At 72.8% G+C, this 23,620-nt stretch carries 18 protein-coding genes; 9 read left to right on the top strand and 9 right to left on the bottom strand.

Annotation, left to right across the window (positions count from 1 at the left end; all coding sequences use genetic code 11):
- Positions 1–27 precede the first annotated feature (27 nt).
- Complete coding sequence (gene mfd / locus HA073_RS22615; RefSeq protein WP_166457227.1) at positions 28–3,675, bottom strand: transcription-repair coupling factor; 3,648 nt, start codon at positions 3,673–3,675, stop codon at positions 28–30.
- Positions 3,676–3,830: 155 nt separating this feature from the next.
- Between mfd and HA073_RS22610 the strand changes: the two genes are divergently transcribed.
- Positions 3,831–4,739: a cyclase family protein gene (locus tag HA073_RS22610; protein WP_043326589.1), complete on the top strand. Its 909-nt coding sequence runs from the start codon at positions 3,831–3,833 to the stop codon at positions 4,737–4,739.
- A 248-nt stretch (positions 4,740–4,987) separates the two neighbouring features.
- Here the strand turns inward: HA073_RS22610 and HA073_RS22605 are convergent, their stop codons facing one another.
- On the bottom strand, positions 4,988–6,028 hold the full coding sequence (locus HA073_RS22605) for a S66 peptidase family protein (RefSeq protein WP_069087411.1): 1,041 nt from the start codon (positions 6,026–6,028) through the stop codon (positions 4,988–4,990).
- Between the two features lie 85 nt (positions 6,029–6,113).
- Between HA073_RS22605 and HA073_RS22600 the strand changes: the two genes are divergently transcribed.
- Positions 6,114–7,142 carry a membrane protein gene (locus HA073_RS22600; RefSeq protein ID WP_043326592.1) on the top strand — a complete coding sequence of 343 codons (1,029 nt, stop codon included), beginning with the start codon at positions 6,114–6,116 and terminating at the stop codon, positions 7,140–7,142.
- A gap of 123 nt (positions 7,143–7,265) precedes the next feature.
- The gene (gene ppc / locus HA073_RS22595; RefSeq protein WP_064447670.1) at positions 7,266–10,052 is read left to right on the top strand and encodes a phosphoenolpyruvate carboxylase; all 2,787 of its coding nucleotides are present in this window, start codon (positions 7,266–7,268) and stop codon (positions 10,050–10,052) included.
- 125 nt (positions 10,053–10,177) lie between these two features.
- Here the strand turns inward: ppc and HA073_RS22590 are convergent, their stop codons facing one another.
- The gene (locus HA073_RS22590) at positions 10,178–10,978 is read right to left on the bottom strand and encodes a hypothetical protein (RefSeq protein ID WP_043326597.1); all 801 of its coding nucleotides are present in this window, start codon (positions 10,976–10,978) and stop codon (positions 10,178–10,180) included.
- A 54-nt stretch (positions 10,979–11,032) separates the two neighbouring features.
- On the opposite strand from HA073_RS22590, the gene HA073_RS22585 reads away from it, so the two are divergent.
- Both HA073_RS22585 and HA073_RS22580 read left to right on the top strand, forming a co-directional pair.
- On the top strand, positions 11,033–12,211 hold the full coding sequence (locus HA073_RS22585; RefSeq protein ID WP_069087409.1) for a DNA recombination protein RmuC: 1,179 nt from the start codon (positions 11,033–11,035) through the stop codon (positions 12,209–12,211).
- A 148-nt stretch (positions 12,212–12,359) separates the two neighbouring features.
- Positions 12,360–15,653 carry a S8 family serine peptidase gene (locus HA073_RS22580; RefSeq protein WP_043326601.1) on the top strand — a complete coding sequence of 1,098 codons (3,294 nt, stop codon included), beginning with the start codon at positions 12,360–12,362 and terminating at the stop codon, positions 15,651–15,653.
- Between the two features lie 58 nt (positions 15,654–15,711).
- Here HA073_RS22580 and HA073_RS22575 read toward each other — a convergent pair whose 3' ends face one another.
- A complete protein-coding gene (locus tag HA073_RS22575) occupies positions 15,712–16,122 on the bottom strand; it encodes a hypothetical protein (protein ID WP_043326603.1) in 411 nt (136 codons plus the stop codon).
- A gap of 37 nt (positions 16,123–16,159) precedes the next feature.
- Entirely contained in the window at positions 16,160–17,149 is a 990-nt protein-coding gene (locus HA073_RS22570) for a 4-hydroxy-3-methylbut-2-enyl diphosphate reductase (RefSeq protein ID WP_064447666.1), read from the bottom strand.
- Between the two features lie 195 nt (positions 17,150–17,344).
- Between HA073_RS22570 and xseA the strand changes: the two genes are divergently transcribed.
- Positions 17,345–18,511, top strand: coding sequence for an exodeoxyribonuclease VII large subunit (xseA, locus tag HA073_RS22565; RefSeq protein WP_069087478.1), 1,167 nt, complete (start codon positions 17,345–17,347; stop codon positions 18,509–18,511).
- A 13-nt stretch (positions 18,512–18,524) separates the two neighbouring features.
- Positions 18,525–18,734 carry an exodeoxyribonuclease VII small subunit gene (locus HA073_RS22560; RefSeq protein ID WP_064447665.1) on the top strand — a complete coding sequence of 70 codons (210 nt, stop codon included), beginning with the start codon at positions 18,525–18,527 and terminating at the stop codon, positions 18,732–18,734.
- A 40-nt stretch (positions 18,735–18,774) separates the two neighbouring features.
- Here HA073_RS22560 and HA073_RS22555 read toward each other — a convergent pair whose 3' ends face one another.
- Positions 18,775–19,614, bottom strand: a complete 840-nt coding sequence (locus HA073_RS22555) for a hypothetical protein (RefSeq protein ID WP_064447664.1) — start codon at positions 19,612–19,614, stop codon at positions 18,775–18,777.
- 92 nt (positions 19,615–19,706) lie between these two features.
- Positions 19,707–20,396: a DUF4245 domain-containing protein gene (locus HA073_RS22550; protein ID WP_043326612.1), complete on the bottom strand. Its 690-nt coding sequence runs from the start codon at positions 20,394–20,396 to the stop codon at positions 19,707–19,709.
- 147 nt (positions 20,397–20,543) lie between these two features.
- On the opposite strand from HA073_RS22550, the gene glpX reads away from it, so the two are divergent.
- A complete protein-coding gene (gene glpX / locus HA073_RS22545; protein ID WP_043326614.1) occupies positions 20,544–21,575 on the top strand; it encodes a class II fructose-bisphosphatase in 1,032 nt (343 codons plus the stop codon).
- A 25-nt stretch (positions 21,576–21,600) separates the two neighbouring features.
- Here glpX and HA073_RS22540 read toward each other — a convergent pair whose 3' ends face one another.
- Positions 21,601–22,536: an NAD-dependent epimerase/dehydratase family protein gene (locus HA073_RS22540; protein ID WP_166457225.1), complete on the bottom strand. Its 936-nt coding sequence runs from the start codon at positions 22,534–22,536 to the stop codon at positions 21,601–21,603.
- A 139-nt stretch (positions 22,537–22,675) separates the two neighbouring features.
- Between HA073_RS22540 and HA073_RS22535 the strand changes: the two genes are divergently transcribed.
- Entirely contained in the window at positions 22,676–23,362 is a 687-nt protein-coding gene (locus HA073_RS22535; protein WP_113972034.1) for a TetR/AcrR family transcriptional regulator, read from the top strand.
- Positions 23,363–23,369: 7 nt separating this feature from the next.
- Here the strand turns inward: HA073_RS22535 and HA073_RS30935 are convergent, their stop codons facing one another.
- The gene (locus HA073_RS30935) at positions 23,370–23,504 is read right to left on the bottom strand and encodes a hypothetical protein (protein ID WP_255481590.1); all 135 of its coding nucleotides are present in this window, start codon (positions 23,502–23,504) and stop codon (positions 23,370–23,372) included.
- Positions 23,505–23,620 lie beyond the last annotated feature (116 nt).

Below are 23,620 nucleotides of genomic sequence, written 5' to 3'. Positions count from 1 at the left end.
CCGTACCGGCCTGTGACTCCACCCACCTCATCGCGCACCCGCCGGGACCGCACGAGCCAGCTCCTCGGGCTTGCCCAGGACATCCGCCAGGAGCTGCTCGCACCACTCCAGCAACGCCTGGTCGCGCAGCGGCTCGCCGCCGATCCGCCGGGTGCTGGGCCGGGGCACGCTGACCTGGTCGAGCGCCTGCTTGTAGACCGAGTCCGGGTGGTAGCGCTTGAGCCGCATCTGCTTCGAGTCGGGCAGCGGCAGCGGGCCGAACCGGATGTGCTTGCCCTGCATCGACACGTCGGTGAGCCCGTAGCGGCGGGCCAGCAGCCGGAACCGTGCCACCGCGACCAGGTTCTGCACCGGCGCGGGCGGCTCGCCGTACCTGTCGGTCATCTCGGCGACCACCTCGCGCAGCCGCTCGGCGTCGCGGGCCTCGGCGAGCTTGCGGTACATCTCCAGGCGCAGCCGCTCCACTCCGACGTAGTCGTGCGGCAGGTGCGCGTCGATCGGCAGGTCGACCTTGACCTCCGTCTCCTCCTCGGTGCTCTCGCCCTTGAACGCGGACACCGCCTCGCCGACCATCCGGACGTACAGGTCGAAGCCGACGCCCTCGATGTGGCCGGACTGCTCGCCGCCGAGCAAATTGCCGGCGCCGCGGATCTCCAGGTCCTTCATCGCCACGTACATGCCCGCGCCGAGTTCGGTGTGCTGGGCGATGGTGGCCAGCCGCTCGTGCGCGTTCTCGGTGAGCGGCTTCTCCGGCGGGTAGAGGAAGTACGCGTACGCCCGCTCGCGGCCCCGGCCGACCCGGCCGCGGATCTGGTGCAGCTGGGCCAGGCCGAGCAGGTCGGCCCGCTCCACGATGAGCGTGTTGGCGTTCGGGATGTCGATGCCGGACTCGACGATGGTGGTGCAGACCAGGACGTCGAACTCCTTCTCCCAGAAGCCGACCATCACCTTCTCCAGCGCCTCCTCGCCCATCTGGCCGTGCGCCACCGCGACCCGGGCCTCCGGCACCAGCTCCCGCAACTTGCGGGCCGTCTTCTCGATCGACTCGACCCGGTTGTGCAGGTAGAAGACCTGACCGTCGCGGAGCAGCTCGCGGTGGATGGAGGCGGCCACCTGCCGGTCGTCGTACGCGCCGACGAACGTGAGCACCGGGTGCCGCTCCTCCGGCGGGGTGGCGATGGTGGACATCTCCCGGATGCCGGTGATCGCCATCTCCAGCGTGCGCGGGATCGGGGTGGCCGACATGGCGAGCACGTCGACCGAGGCGCGCAGCGTCTTCAGGTGCTCCTTGTGCTCGACGCCGAACCGCTGCTCCTCGTCGATGATCACAAGGCCCAACTGCTTGAACCGGGTGGACGCCTGGAGCAGCCGGTGGGTGCCGATGACGATGTCGACGGTGCCGGCGGCGACCATCTCCAGCGTCTGCTCGGTCTCCTTCGGCGTCTGGAACCGGGACAGCTGCCGGATCGAGACGGGGAACTGGCTCATCCGCTCGGCGAACGTATTGTAGTGCTGCTGCACCAGCAGCGTGGTCGGCACCAGCACCGCCACCTGCTTGCCGTCCTGCACCGCCTTGAACGCCGCCCGTACCGCGATCTCGGTCTTGCCGTAGCCGACGTCGCCGCAGATCAGCCGGTCCATCGGGACGGTTTGTTCCATGTCCCGCTTGACCTCCTCGATGGCGGCCAGCTGGTCCGGCGTCTCCTGCCAGGGGAAGGCGTCCTCCAGCTCCCGCTGCCACGGGGTGTCGGGGGCGAAGTTGTGCCCCTTGGACGCCTTGCGCGCGGCGTAGAGCTGGATGAGCTGCGCGGCGATCTCGCGGACCGCCTTGCGCGCCCGCGCCTTGGACTTCTGCCAGTCCGAGCCGCCCATCTTGTGCAGCGTGGGCTGCTCGCCGCCGACGTAGCGGGAGAGCTGATCGAGCTGGTCGGTCGGGACGAAGAGGCGGTCGCCGGGCTGGCCGCGCTTGCTCGGCGCGTACTCGATGACCAGGTATTCGCGGCTGGCGCCGTTGACCGTGCGCTGCACCAGCTCGACGTACCGGCCGATGCCGTGCTGCTCGTGCACCACGAAGTCGCCGGCCTTCAGCTCCAGCGGGTCGATGGTGTTGCGCCGCCGGCTGGGCATCTTGCGCATGTCGCGGGTGGAGGTGCCCCGGCCGCCGGTGACGTCGTTGCCGGTGAGCAGCACGAACTTCGACGCCTCGTCGACGAAGCCGGCGGTCAGGCAGCCGCACGACACGAGCAGCTCGCCCGGTGCGGGCGCGGTGGGCACCTCCTCGGTGAGCCGGGCGCCGAGACCGGCGTCGCGGAGCACCTCGACGGCCCGCTGGGCGGGGCCGTGCCCCTCGAAGACCAGCGCGATCGACCAGCCCTCGCCGGCCCAGCGCTTCAGGTCCTCGACCACCCGGGCCGTCTCGCCGTGGTAGAGCGGGGCCGGCTGGGCGGCCAGGCTCACCGCGATGGCGTCGTCGGGGGTGACGTCGACCTCGGCCGGCGCGTCCTCCCAGGGCTGCCGGGCCGGTGCCGCGTCCGCCTCGACCAGGCCGAACGGCGCGAGCGTCCACCAGGGCTGGCGCAGGGCGCGGGCTGCCGTGCGTACCTCGGCCAGGGTCTTGAAGGCGGCGGCGCCGAGGTCGACCGGGGCCTGGCCGCCGACGGCGGCTGCGGCCCAGCTGGCCTGGAGGAACTCCTCCGAGGTACGGACCAGGTCGTGCGCGCGGGTGCGGATGCGCTCGGGGTCGCAGAGGAGTACGTGGGTGCCGGCCGGCATGCAGTCGACGAGCAGTTCCAGCGCGTCGGCGCCGATCAGCACCGGCGCGAGGGACTCCATGCCCTCCACCGGGATGCCCTCGGCGAGCTTGTCCAGGATCTCGGCCAGCTCGGGGTGCTCGGCTGCGAGCGCGGCGGCCCGCTCCCGCACGTCCGGGGTGAGCAGCAGCTCGCGGCACGGCGGCGCCCACATCTGCGCGACGCCCTCGATGGTGCGCTGGTCGGCGACCGCGAACGTGCGGATCTCCTCCACCTCGTCGCCCCAGAACTCGACCCGGGACGGGTGCTCGTCGGTGGGCGGGAAGACGTCCAGGATGCCGCCGCGTACGGCGAACTCGCCGCGCTTGGTGACCAGGTCGACCCGGGCGTACGCCATGTCGGTGAGCCGGCGGGCGACCTCTTCCAGGTCGGCCTCGTCACCGGCGGCGAGCTGGACGGGTTCCAGGTCGCCGAGGCCCTTGAGCTGCGGCTGGAGCAGCGACCGGACCGGCGCGACCACGACCCGCAGCGGCCCGGTGCGGCCGTGCGCGTCGGCGGCCTCCGGGTGGGCGAGGCGGCGCAGCACGGCGAGGCGCCGCCCGACCGTGTCGGAGCGGGGCGACAGGCGCTCGTGCGGCAGCGTCTCCCAGGACGGGAAGACCGCCACCTGCTCCGGCGGCAGCAGGCTGCCCAGCGCGGAGGCCAGGTCGTCGGCCTCCCGGGTGGTGGCGGTGACCGCGAGCACGGGACGGCCCGCGCCGCCGGCCGGCTCGTCGGCGGCGACCGCTGCCACCGCGAACGGGCGCAACGCGGCGGGGGCGGTGAGGTCGAGCCCGTCGACCTGCGCGGCACCGGAGCGCGCCAGGTCACGCGCCCGGGCCAGCCCCGGGTCGGCCAGGGCGGCGGAGAAGAGTCCGGTGAGCATCAGTGATCACTTCCAGCGGATCGACACACGACGACGACCCCGCGTCCAGCCGGACGGGGGGTGCACCGTTCGAGCCTATCCCCCTCCACCGACGATCCGGGCCCGCCCGATCTTCGATCTTGACCGGCCGTGACCGGGCGTGGTGCGGTGGGCGGATGGTCGAGTATCGGGCGGTCTTCGACGCCCAGGTGGATTTCGCAAACGGTGGTGGCCTGCGCACGGACGGGTTCCGGTTGGACGTGCCGCACCCGGACGTCACCGACGACGAGGTGGCCGCTCTGCTGGTCCGGCACCTCGGGCTGCTCATGGTCGGCGAGGTGCGGATCACCAACCGGACCGTCGTCGAGGAGCCGCACAAGGGCGGACGGGGCCTCGATGTGCCGGCCTCGGGTGGGCGGAAGCTCGTCGAACTGAGTCACGTGATCGCCGAAGGGCTGGTCACGCTGCCCGGCTGGCCCGGCCCGGCGATCAGCGACTGGCTGACCCGGGAGGAGTCCCGGAATCGGTACGCGCCGGGCGTCGAGTTCCACGTCGCCCGGATCGACATGATCGCCAACACCGGCACGTACGTGGACACGCCGTCGCACCGCTTCGCCGACGGCCCGGACCTGACCGGGGTGCCGCTGGACCGCCTCGCCGACCTGCCCGGCCTGGTGGTACGCGTGCCCGCCGGTACCCGGGCGGTGGACCGGCTGATGCTCGCCCCGTACGACGTGGCCGGGTGCGCGGTGCTGCTGCACACCGGCTGGGACGCGCACTTCGGCACCGACAGGTACGCCGCGCCGGAGGCGCCCTTCCTGACCGGTGACGGCGCGCAATGGCTGGCCGAGGCGGGCGCGGCGCTGGTCGGCATCGACTCGATCAACATCGACGACATGACTCCGGCGGCAGCGGGTCAGCGCCCGGCGCACACCGGTCTGCTGGCCGCCGGGGTGCCGATCGTGGAGCACCTGACCGGCCTGGACGCGCTGCCGCCGACCGGCTTCCGGTTCACCGCCGCCCCGCCACGGGTCGCCGGCATGGGCACGTTCCCGGTCCGCGCCTTCGCCGTCGTGGCCGCCTGACCCAGCCGAGATGGCGGCCCACCGCTCTCCGACACCCACCGCTCGCCTCGCCGAGGCGCAGTAGATCTCTGCGCCCACCCGACCGCTGCCAGCAGCGAGTGGAACGGCACGGGTGTCAAGACGGGCCCAAGACACCCACGGCGTTCCACTGACCGGCACTTCCATCCGTGAGTGGAACGGCGTGGGTGTCAAACGGGGACGTAGACACCCATGGCCGGGCGGCGGGCGGCGGGTGTGTTCGTGCGAGGTCAGTAGCGGACGGCGATCCGTCGCTCCACCGCGTCCACGCGGATCTCGCCGCCGTACGGGATGATCAGCTGCGGGTCGGTGTGGCCCAGGTCGACGTCGAAGACCACCACCGGGTCGCCCGCGTAGGGGGCAAGAGCCGACAGGATCGCCGCCCGCTGGTCGGCGGCCCAGGCCAGCCGCTCCGCGACCGTGTGGGGCCGGTCGAAGTCCCACGCCTTGGGCCGGCCCACCACGATCGCCGGGAAGCCGGCGAGCAACCCGCGCTCGCCCAGGTTCCGCACGATCCGGAAGACCTCCTGCGCGGACGGCATCTCCTCCGAGGTCTCCAGCACCAGCACCGAGCCGGCCAGGTCGGCCGCGCGCGGAACGCGGTCGGTCGCCATCAGCCAGTGCAGGATCTCCAGATTGCCGCCCCACGTGCGGCCCTGCACCACCTCGGCCGGGCCGTGCCAGCGCCAGCCCTCGGACGGGTACATCGGCGGCTCCTCGGCCAGGGTGGCCGGGTCGCGCCAGTCGCACGGCTCGTCGCCCCACTCGGGGGCGGCGGTCAGCTCGTACCAGCCGGAGGTGAACAGCGCGGCGCGCAGCGAGTCGAGTGTCAGCGGGTGCGGCTTGCCGGAGCGCCCGAGGTGCACCAGCACGGACCCGCCGTGGTAGCCGACGAGATCCAGCCGGTAGAGGTGGTTGAGCACGTTGGTGTTGTCCGAGTAGCCGAAGTACGGCTTCGGGTTGGCCCACAGCTCCTCGTCGTTCAGGTACGGGGTGACAGTGATCAGGTCGTCCCCGCCGACGGTGGCCAGCACGGCGGTGATCGTCGGGTCGGTGAACGCGGCCATCAGGTCACGTGCCCGGTCGCGCGGGTCGGCGCCCATGACGCGGGTGGTCGGGTACTCCACCGGTTCCAGCCCCAGCTCGTCGCGGAGCCGGCGCAGCCCCAGCTCGTACACGTGGGGGAAGAGACCCGGCAGGCCGGCGGAGGGTGAGACGACCGCGACGCGGTCGCCCGGCTTCGGTTTGGGGGGATAGACGGGTGCCTGCATGGCCCGACGCTATCGGCCCGGACCAGCGGATTTCGCCCTGACAAAACCGCCTCAGCCAGGCAAATGCCGCCAATAGGCTGAGCGCGTGGACGACGAGCCGGAACTGCGTACCCGGGACTGGCTGCCGCGCACGGCGGCGCTGATCCTCGGCACCCTGGCGCTGGCCAGCGCGTTCATCGCCGCCTACGTCGGCGCGCTGCACAAGCCCGACCCGCGCGACATCCCGGTCGCCGTCGTCACCGGCGACCAGCAGGCCCAGGCCGTGATGTCCGCCGTCCGCGCCCGCACCGACACGATCAAACCCGTCGGGTACGACAGCCGCGGCGCCGCCCAGGACGGCCTCACCGACAGATCGGTGTACGCGGTGCTCAGCTCCGCCCCGGACGGCGGCCTGACGCTCGCCACCGCCAGCGCCGGAGCGCCCGCCGCCACCGAACTCGTCACCGACGTGTTCACCGAGGCGGCCCGGCAGGCCGGGGTGCCGCTTCAGGTCACCGACGACGTGCCGGTCTCCGGCGACGACCCGCGCGGCCTGGTCCCGTTCTACCTGGCCGTCGGCGTGGTGCTGGGCGGCTACCTGGCGTCCACGGCGCTCGGCATCTCACTCGGCACCAGCCCCCGCGACCTGCGCCGGGCCGGGCTGCGGATCGCCACGCTCGCGGTGCACGCGATCCTGCTCGGCGTCATCGGGGCGATCCTGGTCGGACCGGTGCTCGGCGTGTTCGCCGGTCACGTGGCGGCGGTGGCGGTGGTCGGTGCGCTCGCCGCGTTCGCGGCCGGGATGGTCGCCGCCGCCGTCCAGGGCTGGCTCGGACTGCTCGGCACCGGCATCGTGATCCTGCTGCTCGTGGTGCTCGGCAACCCCGGGTCCGGCGGCATCTACGCGCCCGAGTTCCTGCCGCCGCTCCTGCGCGGCATGCACCGCTGGAACGTTCCAGGCCTCGCCACCGACCTGTTCAAGTCGGCCATCTACTTCGACTGGCGCGGCGGCGGCTGGGCGCTGACCGGCCTGCTGATCTGGGTCGTCGCCGGCCTGGCCGGGCTGCTCACCGCGACCATGTTCCGCGCCCGACGGCGCCCGGCGCCGGGCCGGCACGCCGTCGACCGGGGCTGACCGGCGGGCCGTCCCAGAGTGCAGATCATCACGCGGTCCCCCTCCTCTCCCCCGGGGGTACGCGGATACGATCCAGGGGAGTCGGACAGCGCTGTCCTTCGTCCTCGCGTAAGGAGCGCAACCGTGACCGACCAGCACGACCACGACGGCCCCGACGCCGCTCTCCGGGCCGACATCCGCCGCCTCGGCACGCTGCTCGGGCAGACCCTCGCCCGGCAGGAGGGCCGCCCGCTGCTCGACCTGGTCGAGGAGATCCGCGCCCAGGTCCGCTCCGACGCGCCGGCCGCCGCCCAGCGCCTCGCCGGGCTCGACGTCACCACCGGCACGAAGCTCGCCCGTGCCTTCTCCACCTACTTCCACCTGGCGAACATCACCGAGCAGGTACACCGCGCCCGGGACCTGCGCCGCCGCCGCGCCACCGACGGAGGCTGGCTGGACCAGGCCGCCAAGATGATCGCCGAGCGGGGCGTACCGGCCGAGGAGATCGCCGCCGCGGCCCGCCGGCTGGCCGTACGCCCGGTCTTCACCGCGCACCCGACCGAGGCGGCCCGCCGGTCCATCCTGTCCAAGCTGCGCGCGGTCGCCGACGAGCTGGACACCGAGACCGCGAACGCGATCCTGTACGGCGCCAGCGACGAGGGCCCGGCGAACCGCCGCCTGGCCGAACTGCTCGACCTGATGTGGCAGACCGACGAGCTGCGGCTGGACCGGCCGGACCCGACCGACGAGGCGCGCAACGCGATCTACTACCTGCGCGACCTGTACGCCGAGGCCGCGCCGCAGGTCCTCGACGACCTCGCCGACACGCTGCGCACGCTCGGCGTGGAGACGTCACCGACGTCCCGCCCGCTGAGCTTCGGCACCTGGATCGGCGGCGACCGCGACGGCAACCCGTTCGTCACGCCGGTGGTCACCCGCGAGGTGCTGCGCATCCAGCACGAGCACGGCATCGCCGCCACCGAGAAGGCGATGGACGAGCTGATCACCGAGGTCAGCGTGTCCCGGCGGCTGCGCGCGGTGTCGCTCGACCTGTCCGCCAGCCTGGCCAAGGACCTGGACGCGCTGCCCGAGGTGGCGCCCCGGTTCCGCCGGGTCAACGCGGAGGAGCCGTACCGGCTCAAGGCGCGGTGCGTGAAGGCGAAGCTCGCCAACACCCGGGAGCGGCTGCGCGCCGACACCCCGCACGTGCCGGGGCGCGACTACCGGGGCTCGGCCGAGCTGATCGCCGACCTGGAGCTGCTGCGCGCGTCGCTGGCCCGCAACTCCGGCCAGCTCACCGCCGTCGGGCGGCTCGCCTCGACCATCCGTACGGTGTCCGCGTTCGGGCTACACCTGGCCACCATGGACATCCGGGAGCACGCGGAGAAGCACCACGAGGTGCTGGCCCAGCTCTACGAGGCCGTCGGCGAGGTGTCCGACTACCCGGCGCTGACCCGGCTGGAGCGCACCAAGCTGCTCGCCGACGAGCTGACCGGCCGCCGGCCGCTCTCCACCCAGGACAGCCCGCTCACCGAGTCGGCCCGCAAGACGTTCGACGTGTTCGCGGCCATCCGCGAGGCGCAGGACCGGTTCGGCCCCGAGGTGATCGAGTCGTACATCATCTCGATGACGCTCGGCGTGGACGACGTGCTCGCCGCCGTGGTGCTGGCCCGCGAGGCGGGCCTGGTGGACGTGCACTCCGGCCGTGCCCGCATCGGCATCGTGCCGCTGCTGGAGACCCCGGCCGAGCTGAACGCCGGCGGCGAGCTGCTGGACGAGCTGCTGTCGCTGCCCGCGTACCGGGCGCTCGTGGCGGCCCGGGGCGACGTGCAGGAGGTGATGCTCGGCTACTCCGACTCCAACAAGGAGGCGGGCATCACCACCAGCCAGTGGTCCATCCACCGGGCGCAGCGCGCGCTGCGGGACGTGGCCGCGCGGCACGGCGTACACCTGCGGTTGTTCCACGGCCGGGGCGGCACCGTCGGCCGTGGCGGCGGTCCCACGCACGACGCGATCCTGGCCCAGCCGTACGGCACGCTGGACGGCGCGATCAAGGTGACCGAGCAGGGCGAGGTCATCTCCGACAAGTACACGCTGCCGGCGCTGGCCCGGGAGAACCTGGAGCTGACTGTCGCGGCGGTGCTTCAGGCGACGCTGCTGCACACCGCGCCCCGGCAGCCGGCCGAGATGCTGGAGCGCTGGGACGCGGCCATGGACGTGGTGTCCGAGTCGGCGTTCCGGTCGTACCGGTCGCTGGTCGAGGACCCGGACCTGCCCGCGTACTTCTGGGCCTCCACGCCGACCGAGCTGCTCGGCGCGCTGAACATCGGCTCCCGGCCGGCGAAGCGCCCGAACACCGGCGCCGGCCTGTCCGGCCTGCGGGCCATCCCGTGGGTGTTCGGCTGGACGCAGACCCGGCAGATCGTGCCGGGCTGGTTCGGCGTGGGCTCCGGGCTGGCCGCCGCGCGGGCGGCCGGGCTGGCCGACGTGCTCGCCGAGATGAACCGGAACTGGCACTTCTTCCGCACGTTCCTGTCGAACGTCGAGATGATGCTGACCAAGACCGACCTGACCATCGCCCGGCGGTACGTGGAGACGCTGGTGCCGAAGAAGCTGCACCCGATCTTCGACAAGATCGAGCAGGAGTACGAGCTGACCAAGCAGGAGGTGCTGGCCGTCACCGGCTCACCGGCGCTGCTGGAGAACTCCCCCGTGCTGCAGCGCACGCTCGCCGTGCGGGACACCTACCTGGAGCCGCTGCACCACCTCCAGGTGGCGTTGCTGCGGCAGTACCGCGAATCAGGTGCGGCCGGGCGGGCGGTGGCGACCGCGCCGGGTGGGCGGCGTGCCCCGAACGACGGTACGGCGCTGGAGCGGGCGCTGCTGACCACCGTCAACGGCATCGCCGCCGGCATGCGCAACACCGGCTGAGGTGTAAGGAAGGGCCCCCTCTTAACGCCTCGTGCATAAGAGGGGGCCCTTCTTAACGCCTGCGCGCGGCGCGTCGCGAGCAGCGCCCGACGCGCGGCGCACCGCGCCCGGCGCGGCGGTGCCGGCTAGAAGTCGCCGCCGCCGAAGTCACCGCCGAAATCTCCGCCGCCGAAGCCACCGAAGTCGCCACCGCCGTAGTCCCCGCCGCCGAAGTCGCCACCGGCGTAGTCACCACCGCCGCCCATGTCTCCGCCCTGGTCGCCGAAGTCCTGGCCGTCGCCGAAGCCCTCCTGGTAGCCGGCGTCGTAGCCGTACCCGGGGTCGGCGAACGCGGGCGAGAACAGCGCGTCGGCGATCAGCAGACCGCCGACCACACCGACGCCGGCGCCGAGCGCGGTCTTCCACCACGGCGTGGAGTACCAGCCGGCCGGCACCGGCCGCCCCTGGAACCGGCCACCCGGGTAGTAGTAGGGCGTCGCGTTGCCCGGCTGCGGTCCGGCCCGGAACGTCTGCCCCTGCACGTCGACCTGCCGCTCCTTGGTGAGCGCGCCCGCGCCCTGGGCGGCGGCGAGCGGCGGCAGCTCCGGGCCCGGGTCGATGCCCATCGCGGTACGCGCCGCCCGGATGTACGCCAGCCCTTCCAGCGCGGTCTCCCGGGCCAGCCCGAACTGGCGCGGCGTGCTCGCCTGCTCCAACTGGGAACCGGCCGCGTTGTAGCGCTCACCCGCGTCGGCGAGCGCCTGCCGGACCGCCGGGGCGTCGCCGTGCAGGTTCATCAGCTGGCCGCCGAGCCGCTCGTACCACCGCTGCGCCTCGGCGCGGGCGTCGGCCAGTTCGTTCGAGCGACGCGATCTGCTCCCCCTCCGCCAGAACATGAACGCACCTCCGAGCAGCAGGATCAGGAACAGCCACAACGCGAACTCCATGACTCGAACGTACCCACCGGGCGCACGTCGTACCCGTTTGGCAAGCTCTTGGCCATGAGCTTTGCGACGCTGGCCGTGGTGGTGCTCTGCCTCGCCGCGGGCGGCGCGGTGGGCTGGCTGGCCGCGCGGGCGCGCGCGGCGGCCGACATCGCCCGCCTGGAGGCGACTCTCGCCGCGACCAAGGCGGGCGAGGGCCGGCTGGAGCAGTCCATGCGGGCGCTGAGCTACGAGGCCACGGCGCAGTCGCAGGAGGCGGTGGCCCGCGCGGTCGCGCCGCTGCACGACACGCTGCGCCGCTACGAGCAGCGGGTGGCCGAGCTGGAGCGGGACCGGGTCGACGCGTACGCCGAGCTGCGCGAGCAGGTGCGGTCCATGAGCGCGGTCTCCGGCGAGCTGCGCACCGAGACCAAGCAGCTGGTGGCCGCGTTGCGCGCGCCGCAGGTGCGGGGCCGCTGGGGCGAGCACCAGCTCCGCCGGATCGTCGAGGCCGCCGGCATGCTGGAGCACTGCGACTTCAGCGAGCAGGTCACCGCCGCTACCGACCACCAGGGGGTACGCCCCGACCTGGTGGTCCGGCTGCACGGCGGCCGGACGGTGGTGGTGGACGCGAAGGCGCCGTTCGACGCGTACCTGACCGCGATGGAGGCACGCGACGAGCGGGGGCGTGACACCCACCTGGACGCGCACGCCCGGCACCTGCGCGCGCACGTGGACGGCCTGGCCGCCAAGTCCTACTGGTCGGCGTTCGACCAGACGCCGGAGTTCGTGGTGCTGTTCGTGCCGGCCGACCCGTTCCTCGACGTGGCCCTGCAACGCGACCCGACGCTGCTGGAGCATGCGTTCGCCCGCAACGTGGTGCTGGCCACCCCGGCCACGCTGGTGGCGCTGCTGCGCACGGTGGCCTACTCGTGGCGGCAGGAGGCGCTGGCGCGCAACGCGGCGACCGTCCACTCGCTGGCCCGCGAGCTGTACGGGCGGCTGTCCACGCTGGGCGACCACGTCGGCAAGCTGGGCAGCTCGCTGGGCGGGGCGGTGACGGCGTACAACCGGGCGGTGGGTTCGCTTGAGGCCCGGGTGCTGGTGAGCGCGCGGAAGCTGGCCGAGCTGGGGGTCTCCGACGACGAGCTGGCCGCCCCGGCGCAGGTCGAGCTGGCGCCGAGGCAGCCGCAGGCGCCCGAGTTGCTGGGTCCGCCGTCCACATCGGCCGAGAGGTCGACCGACGTTGACGCCTAACACGTCGCACGTGTTGACGTAGGCCGATTTCCATCACGGACTGATCACAAACCTGGGCCGAGTAGTGACACCTGCCGTCCTGGCACGCAGGATCACCGTCACACGTGCCCTGCCCCTCGGGGGCCCTGTTCTCTGGAGGAAGAGAACGTTGAGTAAACCCCGCACGCGCAGCCGGCGACCGTCCGCCGCGCTCCTGGCCTCGGTCCTCGCGGCCGGCGCCCTGACCGTCGGAGGTGGCGCCGGCACCGCGAGCGCCGCCCCCGCCGCCCCGCAACCCTCGCAGCCGACCGCCGCGAAGGCACTGGGCGCACACGACGCCAAGCTGCTCGACGAGGCCGAGGCGAAGAACGCGCCGACCGTCACGATGATCATCGCGGCCAAGAAGGGATCGGCCAAGAAGGTCGTTGACGGCCTGACCGGCCTGGGCGCGACCGTCAGCCAGCGGTACGACCAGATCGGCTACGTGCTGGCGAAGGTCCCCACCGACAAGGCGCTCAAGGCCGCCACGCTGCCCGGTGTCGCCGCCGTCGACCTCGACGAGACCATCAAGCTCCCCGACCCGGCGCCGGAGGCGGCCCCGAAGGGCGCGAAGACCGCCGCGCAGGCCCAGACGCTCGCCGGGCCGGGCGGTGACACCGGTGCGGTGAACCCGTACATGCCGACGAACGAGACCGGCGCGGAGGCCTTCAAGGCCGCGAACCCGCAGTGGGACGGCCGCGGCGTCACCATCGGCATCATGGACTCCGGTGTGGACCTCGACCAGCCGGCGCTGCAGACGACCACCACCGGCGAGCGCAAGATCGTCGACTGGGTCACCGCCACCGACCCGCTGGAGGACGCCTCCTGGCGACCGATGCTGACCGAGGTCAGCGGCCCGACGTTCACCACCTCGCTGGGCACCTGGACCGCGCCGGCCGGCAACTACCGGTTCAACGTGTTCCGCGAGAACATCACCGCGAACAGCGACGCGCGCGGCGACCTCAACCGCGACGGCGACACCACCGACTTCTGGGGCGTGCTCTACAACCCCGCCAACGGTGACGTCCGCGTCGACGCGAACCAGAACAACGACTTCACCGACGACGAGGTGATGCGGCCGTACAAGGAGAAGTTCCAGGTCGGCCACTTCGGCACGGACAACCCGGCCACCGCGGTACGCGAGCAGATCCCGTTCGTCGTCGAGTACCGGCGCAACGTGGACACCACGCCGGCCGGCGGCCCGGGCCTGGTCGACTACGTCAACATCGGCATCATCGAGAGCACCCACGGCACCCACGTCGCCGGCATCACCGCCGCCAACGACATGCTCGGCAACAGCGCCTTCGACGGCGCCGCCCCGGGTGCCAAGCTGGTCTCCGCCCGCGCCTGCTCGTGGGGTGGCGGCTGCACCGCGGCGGCGCTCACCACCGGCATGGCCGACCTGGTCATCAACCGCAAGGTCGACGTGGTGAACATGTCGATCGGCGGTCTGCCCGCGCTCAACGACGGCTCGAACGCCCGCGCGGTCCTCTACAACGACCTGATCAACACCTACGGCGTGCAGCTGTTCATCTCGGCCGGCAACTCCGGCCCGGGCCTGAACACCGTCGGCGACCCGTCAGTGGCCACCGACGTGGTGAGCGTCGCGGCGAGCGTCAGCAAGGACACCTGGCTGGCCAACTACGGCTCGGTGGTCCGCAAGGACAACGCGCTGTTCAACTTCTCGTCGCGCGGCCCGCGTGAGGACGGCGGCTTCAAGCCGAACATCGCCGCCCCCGGCTCGGCCATCTCCACCGCGCCGACCTGGCAGCCGGGCAACCCGGTGCCGGAGGCGGGCTACCCGCTGCCCCCGGGCTACCAGATGCTCAACGGCACCTCGATGGCCGCACCGCAGGCCACCGGCGCCGCCGCGCTGCTGCTGTCGGCCGCCAAGGCGACCGGCAAGGGCGTCACCCCGGCCGCGCTGCGCCGGGCCGTCTACACCTCGGCCCAGCCGATCGCCGGCGTCCCGACGTACGCGCAGGGCTACGGCATGTTCAACGTGCCGGGCGCGTGGAGCCTGCTCGCCAAGGGCGTGCCGACCCGCACGTACACCTCCGAGGCGCCGGTCTGCACCGAGCTGTCGCCGAACCTGACCCGCTACGACCGGGCCTCCGGCACGTTCGTGCCGAACCCGAACGTCGGCACCGGCCTCTACAACCGCTGCGCCGCCGACCGTGGTGGCCAGAAGGTCAAGGAGAGCCGCCACTACGAGGTCAAGCTGACCCGGACCAGCGGCCCGAACAAGGGCATCAAGCACGAGGTCGCGTTCCGCGGCAACGACGGCACCTACTCCGCCCCCAAGGTGGTCTGGCTGCCGCTGAACAAGACCGTCACGGTCAAGGTGAAGGCCAAGCCGATGACGGCCGGCGCGCACGGCGCCATCATGACCGTCGACGACCCGGCCACCAACGTGGTCGACTTCGAGGTCGCCACCGTCGTGGTCGCCTCGAACCCGGTGTCCGCTCCGGCGTACTCCTTCTCGGCCGAGGGCTCGGTCGAGCGGAACAACTTCCGGTCGTACTTCGTGACCGTCCCGCCGGGCGCGGGCGCGCTGCAGGTCAACCTGTCCGGCATCGCGACCGGCTCGCAGACCCGCTTCATCGCCATCAACCCGTACGGCGTGCCGGTCGAGAGCACCGCCAGCACCGCCTGCTACACCAACTTCTCCGACGCCGCGGTCTGCAAGCCGCAGGAGCGGGACTACCAGAACCCGATCCCGGGTGTGTGGGAGATCGAGGTGGAGGCGCGCCGCACCTCGCCGGCGCTGGACAACCCGTTCCGGCTGCAGGCCCGCGTGCAGGGCGTGAAGGTGGAGCCGGCCGTGGTGCAGCTCCCGTCGGTCACCGCCGGTACGCCGGCTCCGGTGAGCTGGAAGCTGACCAACGCGTTCGGTCCGGTCCAGGTGACCGGCGTCGGCGGTCCGCTGGCGAGCGTCCGGTCCGAGCGGCCCAGCATCACCCAGGGCGCGAGCCAGGAGTACCTGGTGGAGGTGCCGGCGGGCGCCACCTCGTTCACCGCGCGGATCGGCAACCCGTCCGACCTGAGCGCCGACCTGGACCTGACGGTCTTCCTGGGCACCACCCGGGTGGGCCAGTCGGCCGACGGTGACTCGGAGGAGGCGGTCACGCTGACCAACCCGACCCCGGGCACCTACCGCGTCGTGGTCGACGGTTACTCGATGAGCGACCCGAGCACCGCGTACGACTACCGGGACTCGTTCGCCTCCCCGGAGCTGGGCACGCTCTCCGCGTCGTCCACGCCGCTGTCGCTGGCCAACGGCGCCACCGCCACCCTCACGGGTTCGGTGACCGCCCTGTCCACCCCGGCCGCCGGCCGGGAGCTGTACGGCGACATGGCCGTGACCACCACCGAGGGCGCGGTCGTCGGCCGCGGTTCGGTGGAGGTTCTCGCGGTCAACTGATCCGCTGACACGACGGAGCCCCGTCCCCTCTCGCAGGGGGCGGGGCTCTTTCGTGTCGTCAGGCGGGGCGGGCGGACTCGACCACGAACGGGGTGCCCTGCTGACAGGTGGTCATCATGCCCGGTTCGGGACGGCCGGTGACCTCGACCCGGGCGCCGGCCTTGAGCACGTCGCGGGGGCCGCCGACGAGCAGGTGGCCGTCGAGCAGCAGGCAGTTCGGCTCGACCCCGGCCTGCACGGTTCCGGTGATGACGGTGCCGCCGACGCCCGGCGGCGTCGACGGGCCGCCCTTCCAGGAGGGGTCCGGCCGGCTCGGGCCGGTGCCGGGATCGGGCTGGCTGGTCACCGGGGCGGCTCCCGTCGTACTCGGGCTGGGGCTGGGATCGGCGGACCCGTCGCCGGGTGCGGCGCAGGCGGTCAGCGCGAGGCCGGCGAGCAGTGCGACGAGCACCGTACGAGGAGTCTTCATGGTCGGTTGGACGCGGCGGACGGCCGTTGCGTTCCCGTCAGCCGCGCGCCGCGGCGGCGGCCTTCATGTCGCGCTTGAGTTCCTGCGGCAGCGAGAACGTCAGCCGCTCGTCGGCGGTGGTGATCTCCTCGACGTCGCCGAAGCCGCGCTCGGCCAGGTGCGCGAGCACCTGCTGGACCAGCTCGTCCGGGACGCTCGCGCCGGAGGTCACACCTACAGTGCTCGCCCCGGCCAGCCAGGCGTCGTCGATCTCGTGCGCGAAGTCGACCAGGTGCCCGGCGCGGGCGCCGGCGTCCAGCGCCACCTCGACCAGCCGGACCGAGTTCGAGGAGTTGCGCGAGCCGACCACGATCACCACGTCGCACTCGGGGGCGATCTCCTTGACCACGTGCTGGCGGTTGGAGGTGGCGTAGCAGATGTCGTCGCTGGGCGGCGACTGGAGCAGCGGCAGGCGCTTCTTGAGCCGGGCCACGGTCTCCAGCGTCTCGTCCACCGACAGCGTGGTCTGGGACAGCCAGACCACCTTCTCCGGGTCGCGCACGGTGACCTTGTCGACGCCGTCGGGGCCGTCGACGAGCTGGATGTGGGCGGGCGCCTCACCGGCGGTGCCGATGACCTCCTCGTGCCCCTCGTGCCCGATGAGCAGGATGTCGTAGTCCTGCGCGGCGAACCGCCGGGCCTCGTGGTGCACCTTCGTGACCAGCGGGCAGGTGGCGTCGATCGCCCGCAGCGAGCGCTCCTTGGCCTGCTCGTACACCTCGGGGGCGACGCCGTGGGCGGAGAAGATGACGGTGGCGCCCTCCGGCACCTCCTCGTTCTCCTCCACGAAGATCGCGCCCTGGGCCTCCAGCGTGCGCACCACGTGCTTGTTGTGCACGATCTGCTTACGCACGTAGATCGGCGCGCCGTAGAGCTTCAGCGCCTCCTCGACGGTCTGCACCGCCCGGTCCACGCCCGCGCAGTAGCCGCGGGGGTTGGCCAGGAGCACGCGCTTGCCGGTCCGGGGAGTCGTCTCAGCGTCAGTCACCCGCCCATCGTACGTGGCGCTCTCCCGCGCGGCAGCGGCCGCGAGGCGCGCGCGGGCGCTGTCGGTCCCGGGCCGTAGGGTGGGCTGGTGAGCGCGGGAGAGGACGGGCAGAGCAGGCCGGACGGGCGGAGCAGGCCGGACGGGCAGAGCAAGCCGGACGGGCGGAGCACGGCCGAGGAGCCGTGGCCGGTCCGGGTGGTCAGCCAGAAGGTCGGCGCCTGGATCGCCCGCCTCGGCTGGGTGTGGGTCGACGGCCAGGTGGCGCAGATCAGCCGCCGTCCCGGCGCGAGCACCGTCTTCCTCACGCTGCGCGACCCGTCGGCCGATCTGAGCCTCACCGTCACCACGAACCGCGACGTGCTGGACGCCGGCGCGCCGGAGCTGCGCGAGGGCGCCCGGGTGGTGCTGCACGCCAAGCCCGAGTTCTACGCCGCGCGGGGCACGCTCAGCCTGCGCGCCGACGAGATCCGCCAGGTCGGCCTCGGTGAACTGCTGGCCCGGCTGGAGAAGCTCAAGAAGCTGCTCGCCGCCGAAGGCCTGTTCGACCGGTCCCGCAAGCGGCGGCTGCCGTTCCTGCCGGGCCGGGTCGGCCTGATCACCGGCCGCGCCTCGGCGGCCGAGCGGGACGTGCTGACGAACGCCCGCCGCCGCTGGCCCGCCGTCGACTTCCGCACGATCAACGTGGCGGTGCAGGGGCCGAGCGCGGTGCCGGACATCGTCGGCGCGCTGAAGGTGCTCGACGCCGATCCGGCGGTCGACGTGATCGTCATCGCCCGGGGCGGTGGCGGCATCGAGGATCTGCTGCCCTTCTCCGACGAGACGCTGTGTCGGGCGGTCTTCGCCTGCCGCACGCCGGTGGTCAGCGCGATCGGCCACGAGACCGACGCGCCGCTGCTGGACTACGTGGCCGACGTGCGCGCCTCCACCCCGACCGACGCGGCCAAGCGCATCGTGCCGGACCTGACCGAGGAGGTCCGGCTGATCGGGCAGGCCCGGTCCCGGCTGGAACGGGCCGTTCGTCACCTGGTCGACCGGGAGCAGCACCGGATCGACCTGCTGCGCTCCCGTCCGGTGCTGGCCCGGCCGCAGGTGATGGTCGAGCAGCGGGCGGTGGACGTGTCGGCGCTGCGTGACCGCGCCGGCCGGTCCCTGGAGCACCGGCTGCGGGGGGCCACCGACGACCTGCGGCACACGCTGGCCCGGCTGCGCGCGCTGTCCCCGGCCGCGACGCTGGAGCGCGGCTACGCGATCGTGCAGCGCGCCGACGGCCACGTCGTCCGCGCGGCGTCCGAGGTCGCCAAGGGCGATCCACTGCGGGTACGCCTCGCCGAGGGCGAGCTGACCGCCACCGTCGACGGCTGAGGAAAGAGAGACGATGACCGGGACGAAGGACGAGCAGCTCAGCTACGAGCAGGCCCGCGCCGAGCTGGCCTCGGTGGTGGAGAAGCTGGAGGCCGGCGGCACCTCGCTGGAGGAGTCGCTGGCCCTCTGGGAGCGCGGCGAGCAGCTCGCCGGGGTGTGCCAGCGCTGGCTGGACGGCGCGCGCGCCCGTATCGACGCCGCGCGGCAGCGCGCCGAGGACTGACGGTGGGGTCCGGCGTGATCGCCGAACCCCACCGCGGAGGTCAGTTGAACAGGTTGTACAGCTCGGCGGGCGCCTCGACGACCTGGTCGGCCGGGGGCTTCTGGGCCGCCGCCGCGTTGCCGTAGTCGGTGTAGGTGATCTTCAGGTCCTGTGCGGCGTTCTGCCCGGCCGCCGGGATCTTGAGCACCATCTCGCTGAGCCGGCCCTGCGTGTCGACCTTGGCGGTGAACGGCACGGACTGGGCCTGCGCGCCGAGCGCGGTGATCACGGCCGGGTCGAGCGAGCCCGCCTCGGCGGCCTTGGACACGTCGACGGTGCCCTCGTACGTGCCCTCGCCGGTCTGCCGTACCTCGGTGATGCCCTGGGTGAGCACGGCGCTGCCGGCCGGGTCGAGCTTCTCGAAGTCGAAGCCCAGCGCCCGGTTGCCCTTGATCCGGTTTTGGTCGAGGTGGTGGTACTTGCCGGTGTTGAGGTTCTTCACGCCGGGGATCTGGGTCGCCGCCGTGCCGCCCAGCTCCAGCTTGACCCAGCTGTCCGGCTTGGCGTGGATCAGGTCCAGCTTCATCATCAGGTCCGACGACGGGTCGCCGATGGTCATCCGCATGTCGGCGCTCTGGCTCGGCTCGTGCACCTGCCCTTCGGCGGTGGAGCCCGCGCCGGTCATGGTGAACTTGAAGTTCCCTTCACGGATCGCGTTCGTGGAGTCGAGCAGGGCCTGCTTGGCCGCGCTGCTGGACGCCGTGGCGCTCGGTGCGACGCTGCCGGAGGCGCTCGGTGTCGAGGAGGCGCCGGAGGTCGTCGCGTCGCCGTTGCAGGCCGCCAGGCCGGGAATGAGCAGCGCCGCGGCGAACGCGGTGGCGCTGAAGCGTCGTATCTTCACGTCAACCTCTCCAGGTGGGTCGTCCGGGCTCGATGTCCCTTCTGTTCCCGGAAGCGGGGATCCGCAATCCCGCCTCACCCGGAGGGCGGACGTCAGCGCAGTGACGTGGCGAGCCTGCGCAGCTCCGTCTCCCCGGCGTCGCCGACCACGATCACGGTGCGGTTCGGCTCCAGCAGGACGAGCGCCTGCTCGTTGCCGCGGGCGGTGTAGCGCTGCCAGCTCAGCCCGTCGGGCAGGTCGGCCGCCCCCTGCGGCCGGCCCTCACTCAGCTCGGCCGGGAGGAGCTTCTCCGCCGGGACGTTGCTCTCCACGAGTTGCGCGCCGCGGCCCTCCGGGGTCACGTACCCGATCCGCAGCGTCGAGCCGTCGGCCTCGGTCCGGAAGCGGGCGTTCACCGTACGCCAGTCGTCGCCCAGACCGGTCGGCGCGCTGACCGGGAAGACGTTCGCGGAGCGGGCCTGTTCCAGCGCGGGCGCCGGGTCGACGGTGACCGGCGAGTCGCCGCCGAGGAAGCCGCGGTAGAAGGCGAGCAGCAGCGCGATCGGGACCAGCAGGATCAGCAGGGACAGCGCCATGTCCTTCGGCGACCGCTCGGAGCGGGCCTTCTCCTTGCCGGCGGGCGGCGCGGGCGTGTCCCCCGCGGCGGCCGGTTCGCCCTGCTCCGCGACGAGCGCGGGCTGGCCCTCGGGCGGGGTCGGGCCGCCACCCGGTCGGACCGGTGGCTGGCCGTCCGGCGGGGTGGCGTCGGTCGGTGCGCGGTCGGCAGGCTGTGCGGCTTCCACCCGGCCATTGTCGCAGCCCGCCGGGAGGCGTGATCCTGGCCTCCTCCGCCCCGCCGGGACCGCGAACCTGAGATCGTGTGAGGATCAGCGACAAAACCGGCGGCGACGACCGCCGGTCCCACCCCGCAACGTCGCGAGGAGGCCGCCATGACAACCACCAGGACGCGGACGCCCCAGGATCTCGACCGCAACCTCGCCCTCGATCTGGTACGGGTGACCGAGGCCGCGGCGATGGCCGCCGGCCGCTGGGTCGGCCGGGGCGACAAGGAGGGCGGCGACGGCGCAGCGGTCGACGCCATGCGCAAGCTGATCAACTCCATCCCGATGCGCGGCGTCGTGGTGATCGGCGAGGGCGAGAAGGACAACGCGCCGATGCTGTTCAACGGCGAGGAGGTCGGCGACGGGACCGGCCCCGAGGTGGACGTGGCGGTCGACCCGATCGACGGCACCACGCTGATGAGCAAGGGCATGCCGAACGCGCTGGCAGTGCTCGCGGTGGCCGAGCGCGGCGCGATGTTCGACCCGAGCGCCGTCTTCTACATGGAGAAGCTCGCCGTCGGCCCGATGTACGCCGACGTGGTCGACATCAACGCCGGGGTGGCCGAGAACATCCACCGGATCGCGAAGGTCAAGGGCACCGACGCCGCCGAGGTGACCGTGTGCGTGCTGGACCGGTCGCGCCACGACGACCTGGTCAAGCAGATCCGGCGTACCGGGGCCGGGATCCGGTTCATCTCCGACGGCGACATCGCCGGGGCCATCGCGGCGGCCCGCGGCGAGTCGGACGTGGACGTGCTGATGGGCATCGGTGGCACCCCGGAGGGCATCACCGCCGCGTGCGCGCTGAAGTGCATGGGCGGCATGATGCAGGCCAAGCTCTGGCCGAAGGACGCCGAGGAACGCCGCAAGGCGCTGGACGCCGGGCACGACCTGGACCGGGTGCTGTTCACCGACGACCTGGTCACCGGCGACAACTGCTTCTTCGTGGCCACCGGCGTCACCTCCGGCGACCTGCTGCGCGGAGTGCGTTACCGCTCCGGTGGCGCGTACACCCAGTCGATCGTGATGCGCTCGAAGAGCGGCACGATCCGGGTGATCGACTCGTACCACCGCCTGGAGAAGCTCGCCCTCTACTCGGCCGTCGACTTCGACGGCCGCCCGCTGGCCGAGCAGGAGTGAGCCCGGCGGCGTCCCGCCCCCGCCCCTAACGGGCGGCGGGGGCCGGGGCGCGCAGGCCGGAGACCATCTCGTCGACGACGCGGTCCAGCGGCGTCGCCTCGATCCCGAACGTGGTGGTGGCGGCGCTGGAGTCCATCACGAACGGCGCGGCGAACTGGTGCGCGGTCTCCCGCATCTCGCGGGCGAACGGGTCGGCCAGGCCGCCCAGCCAGAGCACCGGGTAGGGCATCCGGGCCAGCCGTGGCGCCGCGACGCCCGCCCGCTGCGCCGCCCGCTCGGCCAGGTGCCGCATGGGCACCGGCGGCGGGCTCGGCACATGCCAGGCCCGTCCCCAGGCGCGCGGGTCGGTCGCGGCGGTGACGAGGGTACGGGCGACGTCCGGCACGTACGTCCAGGTGTGCGGGGCGTCCCAGTCGACAGGCAGGAACACCCGCTGCCCGGCGAGCACCTTGGGCAGCACCATCATGGGCAGGGAGCTGCCGCCGAGCCCGATGTAGTCGGAGCCGCGGACCTCGGTGACCCGGGCCCGGCCGGCGCGGTGGGCGTCCAGCGCGTCGGCCCACATCCGGTTGCGGACCCGGCCCTTGACGCCGGTGGCGGCGAGCGGGGTCGCCTCGGTCATCGGGGCGTCGACCGGGCCGTACCCGTAGAGGTTGCCGACCGTGGCGAGCACGGCGTCGCTGCGCTCCGCGGCGGTGAGCAGGGCGGCGGCCAGCGGCGGCCAGTCCGTCGCCCACCTGTGGTACGCCGGATTGGCGCAGTTGTAGAGCGCGGCCGCGCCCTTGGTCAGCTCGGTGAGCCGGTCCGCGTCGGCGGCGTCGGCGGCCACCAGTTCGACCGCCGGGTGTTCCGGGCCGGTGCCGCGCCGGGTGACCATCCGTACCTGCTCGCCGCGCTCGGCGAGCAGGTCGGCGGTGGCGGTGCCGACGGGGCCGGCGCCGACGATCACATGCAGGGCCATGACAGATCCACCTTTTCTGAAGCAGTTGTCCGAAGCGAGAGCACCGCTCTCGAAACAGAGCATGACTCAAATGCAGGTCGACGTCAAGAGCAGTGCTCTCTCTTTTGATTGCTGCTCTCATCCGTGGCAGAGTGAGGGCATGGTCGCTCCCTCACTGCGCGCCCGGGTCCGCGCCGGGATGATCGAAGAGATCAAGACGGTGGCCCGCCGCCACCTGGACACCGACGGCGCGAACCTCTCGCTGCGCGCGGTCGCCCGGGACCTCGGCATGGTCTCCTCGGCGATCTACCGCTACTTCCCCAGCCGAGACGACCTGCTCACCGCGCTGATCCTGGAGGCGTACGACGCGCTCGGCGACGCGGTGGAGGCGGCCGACGCCGCCGCCGACCAGGCCGACCTGCGCGGACGCTGGCTCGCCGCCTGCCGGGCCGCGCGCGCCTGGGCGCTGGCCCACCCCGCCGAGTACGCGCTGCTCTATGGCAGCCCGGTGCCCGGGTACGCGGCCCCCGACGAGACCATCGTGCCGGCCCAGCGTCCACCGCTGACGCTGATCGGCATCCTGCGCGACGGGCTGGCCACCGGCCGGCTCGCCCCGCCCGACCAGGAACTGCCCGAGCCGCTGCGCGGCGACGTGGCCGAACTGGTCGAGCAGATCGGCATGGACGTACCGCCCGCGCTGCTGGCCCGCGGCATGGCCGGCTGGACCCAGCTGTTCGGGCTGATCAGCTTCGAGCTGTTCGGCCGGATCAACCGGGCGCTGCCACACCGCGACGAGTACTTCGACCACCAGATCGGCCTGATGGCGGACCTCATCGGCCTGCCCTGACGCCGGGTCAGCCGGGCCGCGAGCGGTCCACCGGGACCGCCGGCGGGTACGGCGGCTCGTACGGCGGTCGCCACGGCCCGATCAGCCGGGCCGCCCGCCAGCCGAGCAGCAGCCCTGGCACCGTGCCGAGCACGGCGAGCACGACGGCTGTCCCGGCGTACACCGGTCGGGCGGGGAGGCCACAGAACGGGAAAGCACACGGCCGAACACCCGTCAAAATCAGAAAAACCGGAAGGCGGCTTCCGCCTGAAAAAAAAA

Source organism: Micromonospora sp. CMU55-4 (genome assembly GCF_011602315.1).
GTDB lineage: Bacteria > Actinomycetota > Actinomycetes > Mycobacteriales > Micromonosporaceae > Micromonospora > Micromonospora chalcea.
Note: the sequence above shows the minus strand (reverse complement) of the source record. Positions and strands in the feature narration are given on the sequence as shown.

What these genes read in the sequence shown, in the direction of transcription:
- mfd (WP_166457227.1), bottom strand. Translation starts at nt 3,675, where the DNA reads ATGCTCACCGGACTCTTCTCCGCCGCCCTGGCCGACCCGGGGCTGGCC.
- HA073_RS22610 (WP_043326589.1), top strand. Translation starts at nt 3,831, where the DNA reads ATGGTCGAGTATCGGGCGGTCTTCGACGCCCAGGTGGATTTCGCAAAC.
- HA073_RS22605 (WP_069087411.1), bottom strand. Translation starts at nt 6,028, where the DNA reads ATGCAGGCACCCGTCTATCCCCCCAAACCGAAGCCGGGCGACCGCGTC.
- HA073_RS22590 (WP_043326597.1), bottom strand. Translation starts at nt 10,978, where the DNA reads ATGGAGTTCGCGTTGTGGCTGTTCCTGATCCTGCTGCTCGGAGGTGCG.
- HA073_RS22585 (WP_069087409.1), top strand. Translation starts at nt 11,033, where the DNA reads ATGAGCTTTGCGACGCTGGCCGTGGTGGTGCTCTGCCTCGCCGCGGGC.
- HA073_RS22575 (WP_043326603.1), bottom strand. Translation starts at nt 16,122, where the DNA reads ATGAAGACTCCTCGTACGGTGCTCGTCGCACTGCTCGCCGGCCTCGCG.
- HA073_RS22560 (WP_064447665.1), top strand. Translation starts at nt 18,525, where the DNA reads ATGACCGGGACGAAGGACGAGCAGCTCAGCTACGAGCAGGCCCGCGCC.
- glpX (WP_043326614.1), top strand. Translation starts at nt 20,544, where the DNA reads ATGACAACCACCAGGACGCGGACGCCCCAGGATCTCGACCGCAACCTC.
- HA073_RS22540 (WP_166457225.1), bottom strand. Translation starts at nt 22,536, where the DNA reads ATGGCCCTGCATGTGATCGTCGGCGCCGGCCCCGTCGGCACCGCCACC.
- HA073_RS22535 (WP_113972034.1), top strand. Translation starts at nt 22,676, where the DNA reads ATGGTCGCTCCCTCACTGCGCGCCCGGGTCCGCGCCGGGATGATCGAA.